Below are 6,642 nucleotides of genomic sequence, written 5' to 3' on the forward strand. Positions count from 1 at the left end.
TTTTACGCTTTAAATTTAGATTAATTAGGATTTAACATTCCATATCCTCTTTCGCCATGATAAGCATGATCTAAACCTTGCATCTCTTCTTCGCTGGTAGATTTAAGTCCAACCGTTTTCTCAACTACCCAAATAATAATAAGTGTACAAACAATAGAATAAGCTACTGCAATAACAACAGTAATAGCCTGTACGCCTAATTGGTTCCACATGGTCCAAACACCATCTCCTGATGCCGCAGCTGCATTAGCCATCCACGAATCGCGAATAAAGAATGACAATAAAACAGCACCTACCATTCCACCAACACCATGAACACCAAAGGCATCCAACGAGTCATCATATCCTAATTTATCTTTTAAAAGTAAAGCTCCGTAACAAATTACTGAAGAAATGGCTCCTAATGCCATAGCTCCCATTGGTTGTACCACTCCGGCAGCAGGAGTTACTGCAACCAAACCTGCTAATATACCTGACGCAAATCCTAATGCGGTAGCTTTTCCGTGATGGAACATTTCAATCAATGCCCACATTAAAGCTCCTGCAGCAGCTGCAACCTGTGTGGCAGTCAAGGCCTGAGCAGTTTCAACTCCACTGGAAACACTACTTCCTGCATTGAAGCCAAACCAGCCTACCCATAGCAATCCAACTCCCATCATAGTCATTACAAGGTTATTTGGACGCAATTGACGATGTGGATAACCACGTCGTGCTCCTAAATAGATAGCAGCAACCAAACCACTTACTCCAGCTGAAATATGAACAACTGTTCCACCAGCAAAATCAATAGCACCAGCTGCACCCCAATGATGTAAGAAACCATCTTCGGCCCACACCCAGTGACACAATGGATTATATACGAAGATACCCCAAATAGCAATAAACAATAGGTAACCTTTAAATTTAACCCTTTCAGCAAAGGCTCCGGCTATAAGAGCAGGTGTTATAATGGCAAATTTACCTTGAAACATCGAAAATACTAAGTCAGGTACTCCATCTGTAACGCTTGTGTCTATACCATTTAAGAATACAAAGTCACTGTTCCAGCCAAACCAGCCTCCTAAAACTTTGTCTCCAAAACACATTGAGTATCCGAAAATAACCCATAGAACACTCATTACTCCCATAGCTGCAAAACTATGCATCATTGTTCCCAAAACATTCTTAGACCGAACCAAGCCACCATAAAACATAGCTAATCCGGGTACCATCAACAATACCAATGCTGTTGATGTTAACATCCAGGCTGTGGCTCCAGTATCCACATCTGGTTGTGCGTTGGCACTCATCAGGCCACCAACACCCAATAACATACTTAAAATCAGTAGGATTTTTCTCTTACTCTTCATTTGATTATGACATTTATCAGTTTTTCTCAGGTGCAAATATATAAAACAGGGGTTTAGTTTCAAATTTTGTCTTTTTCATATTTATTGGTATCAATTTTAAACACACTAGTAGCAATTCAGTAGTCATTTATAAGTATAACCCCCACACACAGGGGAACCTTCCTGTTGATTATATTTTTTTCTGATCTGAAAATTGTCTTAATTTAGAATTGGTCTTTTTAAATAAAAATCATTTTTCCATATTTAAAACACTCTATTTCAATATATTTATAGAATTACGATATTTTTTTTCAATTTTCATGCATCCATTCCAATACAATACTGTCATTAAAACGATAACAAATTAAAATTTGACAGCACAGATCGACATACATAAACCCATAATCTTGAAAGCAGCCAAAGGCAATGCAAAAGCTCAGAAACAGCTTTATGAGTTATATGCCAAGGCTATGTTTAACATCTGCTATCGTATGATGAATAATATTCATGATGCTGAAGATATGCTTCAGGAGATATTCTGTGATGCTTTTAACCGATTGGATAGTTTTAGGTTTGATTCAACCTTTGGGGCATGGATTAAACGGATTACTATTAATAAGTGTATTAACGAACTGAAAAGAAAAAAAGTAACTCTTGAACTGAAAGAAGAAATTACACCCGACTCGATAAGTGATGATTTTGAAGATACTGAATATACACAGTTAAGTGTAAGTCATATAAAACATGCCATGGGACTGTTACCCGATGGCTATAGAATTATCTTTTCGCTATACATGCTGGAAGGATACGACCATCAGGAGATTTCTGAGATTATGAACATTACTGTTTCCACCTCTAAATCGCAATTGGCCAGAGCAAAGAAAAAGCTTATTGAGGTACTAAAAGCAGGTTCAATGCAATACAATTTAAATTAAACGCCATGACTGATCGCTTGAAAGATTTCATAGAAAATAATGCGGATGGATTCAATGATTTGGAACCTTCACAAGACAGCTGGAATAAGATAGCGGCCCGAATCGGTCATTCCGAAAAAGTCCGCAACAAAAAACTCAGGTACATTAGCATTGTCTCTGCTGCATGTATCGCTGGAATAGCTGCTTTTATTATATTTTTTGGGAAACCACAAAACCAAACAGACAATTTTGCAGAAATACCTGAAGTGCTGGAAGCTGAGGCTTATTACACTTCACAGATTAACATGAAGAAAGAACAGGTATATCAAATGGCCGGAAACTTTCCTGAATTAAAAAACGAAATGGAAGTTGACTTGGCGGAACTAGATACCATTATGGTTGAATTAAAGAAGGATTTAAATGATAACGTTTCCAATTCAGAGGTAGTTGAAGCCATGATTCAGAATTACCGCATGAAACTGATGATACTGGAGGAAATTAAATCCTTTTTGGAGACTAAAACAGATGATCAAAAAAATACCACATCATATGAGCTATAAATCAATTTACATATTACTGCTGTTTTGTGCACTTCAGGGCCGTTGGCTGATGGCTCAGAGCTACACCGAAACCATTAAACACCATCGCACAGAGTATGTAACTCCTACTGCTACTTTGGAGGTGATAAACAAGTATGGTAACATCCATGTTTCAACATGGGATGAAGACTCTGTAAGTATTGCTATTGAATTTTTTATTTCTGAAAAAAATGAAAGCAGGTTCAATAAAATAAAAGAAAATGTAAATTTTAAAATTAGCGGTAACTCTTCTTTTTTATCAGCCGAAACAGTATTTGGCAGTAAATACTCATCCTTCTTTTCAAACCTAAAAGAGGCGACTAATCTTATGTCGTCGAATAAAAGTTCTCACATCGATTACTTTATAAAGGTACCCGAGTATATTAATCTTAAAATAAACAATCGGTATGGCAATATTTTTATCCCTGATTTACAAGGTAATATATCAATAGAACTTTCGAACGGTGATTTTCAGGCGAAAAAAATATCCGGCTCAAACATACTTAATCTGGCTTTTGGTAATATTATTATCGAACAACTAGAACAAGCAACATTGAATTTAAATTTCACTGAAGTTCAAATTGATAAAGCTTTGCAGTTAGACATCTCTTCGAAATCATCAAAGATTACAATTAAAGATTGCAATTTAATTAAACTACAATCTAAAAGAGATGAATACCAGATAGATCATATTGGATTTCTTTTTGGTGACACTTATTTCAGTAAAATGAATATAATGGCTTTGGATACTGAGTTTAATATGATAATGAAATATGGTGACTTATCTCACCTGGGTATTAATCCGGCATTTAAACTTGTAAGAATCAACTCTGAATATGCTAACTGTAATCTGCTTTTAAATAATCCAGTAGCATACCGAAGTACAATAAAAGGACCTAAGAGCAATATCGAATTATCAAGCTCAATGATAGAACCATCGAAAGATTGGAAAGAAAAAGTGCAGTACGAACCGGTTTCCTTTTATTATAAAGAACCGAATGCAAAAGAAAAAGTGCAGATCAACATAAGTGATGCCACCTTAAAAATCAACCACAAATAATTTCTACCCTACAGCATGAGATCGATTATAATTACAATACTATTATTCTCCAGTTTTATAGCCAGCAGTCAGGACTATAAAAATGCAGCCCGATTATCGGTAGGCGATTACTGGGGTGTTCAGTACAAAAGAATGTTTACGCAAGAAAGAGGTATGACAGCTGCTTTCCAGGTAAATTCAAAAGGAGCTCAATTAACTGGTTTAAGAGTATTTCACACACCCGCTTTCCCAGCCAAATCGAGCCAATGGTTTTTCGGATATGGCTATGGTGCGCACTTTGCTTACAGAACAAAAGTAGAATCAAGAAATGTATTTCGTCCCTTTGCCCCTCCTATTGTAAATAAAGGTAACTTTTTTTCACCCGGTTTGGATGGATATGTAACCCTGGAACACAGATTTTTGAAATACCCTTTTACACTTTCAGCAGACTTTATACCCGGATTCGAGTTTTTCGGTCCCAATTTCTTCCGTTTAAACATGGATAATTTTTCGTTTAGTGCAGCCTTTATATTCTAATGTTGACTTTAAAAATAGAAACAATAAAAAATCAAATCATATGAAACGTTTAATATCAGCCTTCCTTTTCTTAGCAACCATAGTTGGTGTATCAGCACAAGAAAATAATGATGTAAAAACACTATTTGGAGGTAATAAAGACCAATCAAACGGAGGTTATGGTGCCATAATGGTTGGCTATAGCCAAATTTGGGATAAAGATGCCATATTGATAGGCGCCAGAGGTGGTTGGATAATCAATCATAACTTTGCCTTGGGTATGGGAGGATACGGCTTTATGACTGATCCTCAAACCGATCCCTATATTCAGGATGCCATTACAGGACAAAACACAAAATATCAAATTACCGGAGGATATGGTGGTTTGTTATTCGAACCTATTGTTGGTGCAAAAATGCCTGTCCATCTATCCTTTCCAATATTGATAGGTGCCGGAGGAATTGCTTACACCAAGCACTGGGAAAATACCGATTGGGATAATCCTGATTACGATTATCAAAACACCTACGAAGATAGTGACGCCTTTTTTGTGCTAGAACCTGGCGTGGAATTGGAGTTTAATATGTTAAAATTCTTCCGAATTGCTTTAAGTGCCAGTTACAGATATACCAGTAATATCAATTTAAGTTACAAAGACATGCGTGATCCAAAACCAGATCCGAATATCATTGGAACTCAGGATATGTTACGTGGAATGAATTATGGCATAGCACTTAAATTCGGTAAGTTTTAATAACCTTATTGTACTGATGTAAAAAACAATATAGCCCTGTATGATCAGGGCTATTCTTTTAATTTAGGTGATCTGCTACCTGTTCAATCAACCTTACTTCTCCCCTAAGATTTTCAACTAGTTTAGCATAGCCATCTGTAATAGTCTCTATCTCTAACCTTTCTTTTTGTAAGTTGTCGGAATTACTTTTAATACCATCTACAATATCTGAGATTTGCTTTACATGTCCCCTGGTTTCATCCGACATTCTAACAATTTCACCCGAAATGACTCTAAAACCAGCACCTTGCCTACCAGCAGTTTGAGCTTCAATAGATGCATTAATGCCCATAATCTTGACTTTATCAGACACCTCCTTAATTAAATTTACAATAACATCAGCTTTATGTGCACTTTGGGTTGAGTGATCTATAGTTTCTTTCAACAATAATGATATGCGGGTTAATTCTTCCTGTTGCTGCGATAACTTATTAATCTTTGAGGTTAGTAATTCTATCCTTTCTAAAAGATTATCTCCAGCCCCTTTGCGCCTTGATATATCAGAATCAACTGTTGCCATGTAAATTAAATTACCTTCTTTATCTAAAATGGGATTTAAAGATGTATGCGTCCAAATATCTTTTCCAGAGACAGTTACATTTAATGCCTCGTAATTTACGGGTTGCAAAGTTGTTCTACATCGTTCTAAACGTTTTCTTATTTCAGGATTAAAACTAGTTTGGAGTATATTACTACCCCTTTGCCGAATGAAATCATCAAACGTATATTCATACATTTTTGTAAATCCTTCATTCAGCCATTCAATATTACCTTCCGGATCCATTACCATAATAGCATTATCTGTTTGGGTTGCCACAATAGATAATAGTTCCATCTCTTTATTGATTATAGGAACATCCTCTTGAATTAAATTTACTTCTTTAGACTTTTGTAAATGGATTTCTCTTGATAATTTTCTTTTTTGCAGGTACTGATACAACAATAGTAACAGCGAAGCTACAATTACAAATACTTGAATTAACATTCTACCGATTTTTTGACACGGGAGCCAAAAATATATCTTTTATTTATTATTCATAATGTTTCAAACTATTTTTCTGTCAATTAAAAATATTTAAACACACATCGCTATCAATTTATCACTAGACAACAATTCCTATTAATTATTAATCATCATCTATTTGCAACTTATACACTTCTACTCTGTGCAATTTTTCAAACTCAAACTATTTCTTTTATTCAACTGAATGTGAATGATATAATTTTATAATTCTTCGAATGCTCATATTTTTAGTTTGAAATTATTTTGCAATTAAAAAATTTACTCTACTTTTGCATCCGTTATCGAAAGCGATGACTTAACAAAACACCCTTTAACAAAGGGTTTCAGCATAATTTTGAAACAAAAGGTGCTTAAAGCACTTCACGTATATCGACTTGGAGAGATGGCAGAGTGGTCGAATGCGGCGGTCTTGAAAACCGTTGTACCGCGAGGTACCGGGGGTTCGAATCC

General features: G+C 35.6%; 7 protein-coding genes. 5 read left to right on the forward strand and 2 right to left on the reverse strand.

All coding sequences use genetic code 11. The features are described from left to right. Positions 1 to 20: 20 nt before the first annotated feature. Positions 21 to 1,349 carry an ammonium transporter gene (locus KEM10_RS19480; protein ID WP_244826044.1) on the reverse strand — a complete coding sequence of 443 codons (1,329 nt, stop codon included), beginning with the start codon at positions 1,347 to 1,349 and terminating at the stop codon, positions 21 to 23. Between the two features lie 386 nt (positions 1,350 to 1,735). Here KEM10_RS19480 and KEM10_RS19485 point away from each other — a divergent pair, with 386 nt between their 5' ends. The 5 genes from KEM10_RS19485 to KEM10_RS19505 are packed head-to-tail and all read left to right on the forward strand — an operon-like array spanning position 1,736 to position 5,129. Continuing rightward, a complete protein-coding gene (locus KEM10_RS19485; RefSeq protein ID WP_212218397.1) occupies positions 1,736 to 2,263 on the forward strand; it encodes an RNA polymerase sigma factor in 528 nt (175 codons plus the stop codon). Between the two features lie 5 nt (positions 2,264 to 2,268). Continuing rightward, positions 2,269 to 2,802 (forward strand): hypothetical protein, encoded by a 534-nt coding sequence (locus KEM10_RS19490; protein ID WP_212218400.1) that lies wholly within the window; start codon positions 2,269 to 2,271, stop codon positions 2,800 to 2,802. After that, positions 2,792 to 3,880, forward strand: coding sequence for a hypothetical protein (locus KEM10_RS19495; protein ID WP_212218403.1), 1,089 nt, complete (start codon positions 2,792 to 2,794; stop codon positions 3,878 to 3,880). The genes KEM10_RS19490 and KEM10_RS19495 overlap by 11 nt, the downstream gene beginning before the upstream one ends. A 15-nt stretch (positions 3,881 to 3,895) precedes the next feature. Next, positions 3,896 to 4,396 (forward strand): hypothetical protein, encoded by a 501-nt coding sequence (locus tag KEM10_RS19500; RefSeq protein WP_212218406.1) that lies wholly within the window; start codon positions 3,896 to 3,898, stop codon positions 4,394 to 4,396. Positions 4,397 to 4,436: 40 nt separating this feature from the next. Then, positions 4,437 to 5,129, forward strand: coding sequence for a hypothetical protein (locus tag KEM10_RS19505; protein WP_212218409.1), 693 nt, complete (start codon positions 4,437 to 4,439; stop codon positions 5,127 to 5,129). A 58-nt stretch (positions 5,130 to 5,187) separates the two neighbouring features. Here KEM10_RS19505 and KEM10_RS19510 read toward each other — a convergent pair whose 3' ends face one another. Continuing rightward, positions 5,188 to 6,153 carry a methyl-accepting chemotaxis protein gene (locus KEM10_RS19510; RefSeq protein ID WP_212218412.1) on the reverse strand — a complete coding sequence of 322 codons (966 nt, stop codon included), beginning with the start codon at positions 6,151 to 6,153 and terminating at the stop codon, positions 5,188 to 5,190. Positions 6,154 to 6,642 lie beyond the last annotated feature (489 nt).

The organism is Carboxylicivirga linearis (genome assembly GCF_018271995.1).
Lineage (GTDB): Bacteria > Bacteroidota > Bacteroidia > Bacteroidales > Marinilabiliaceae > Carboxylicivirga > Carboxylicivirga linearis.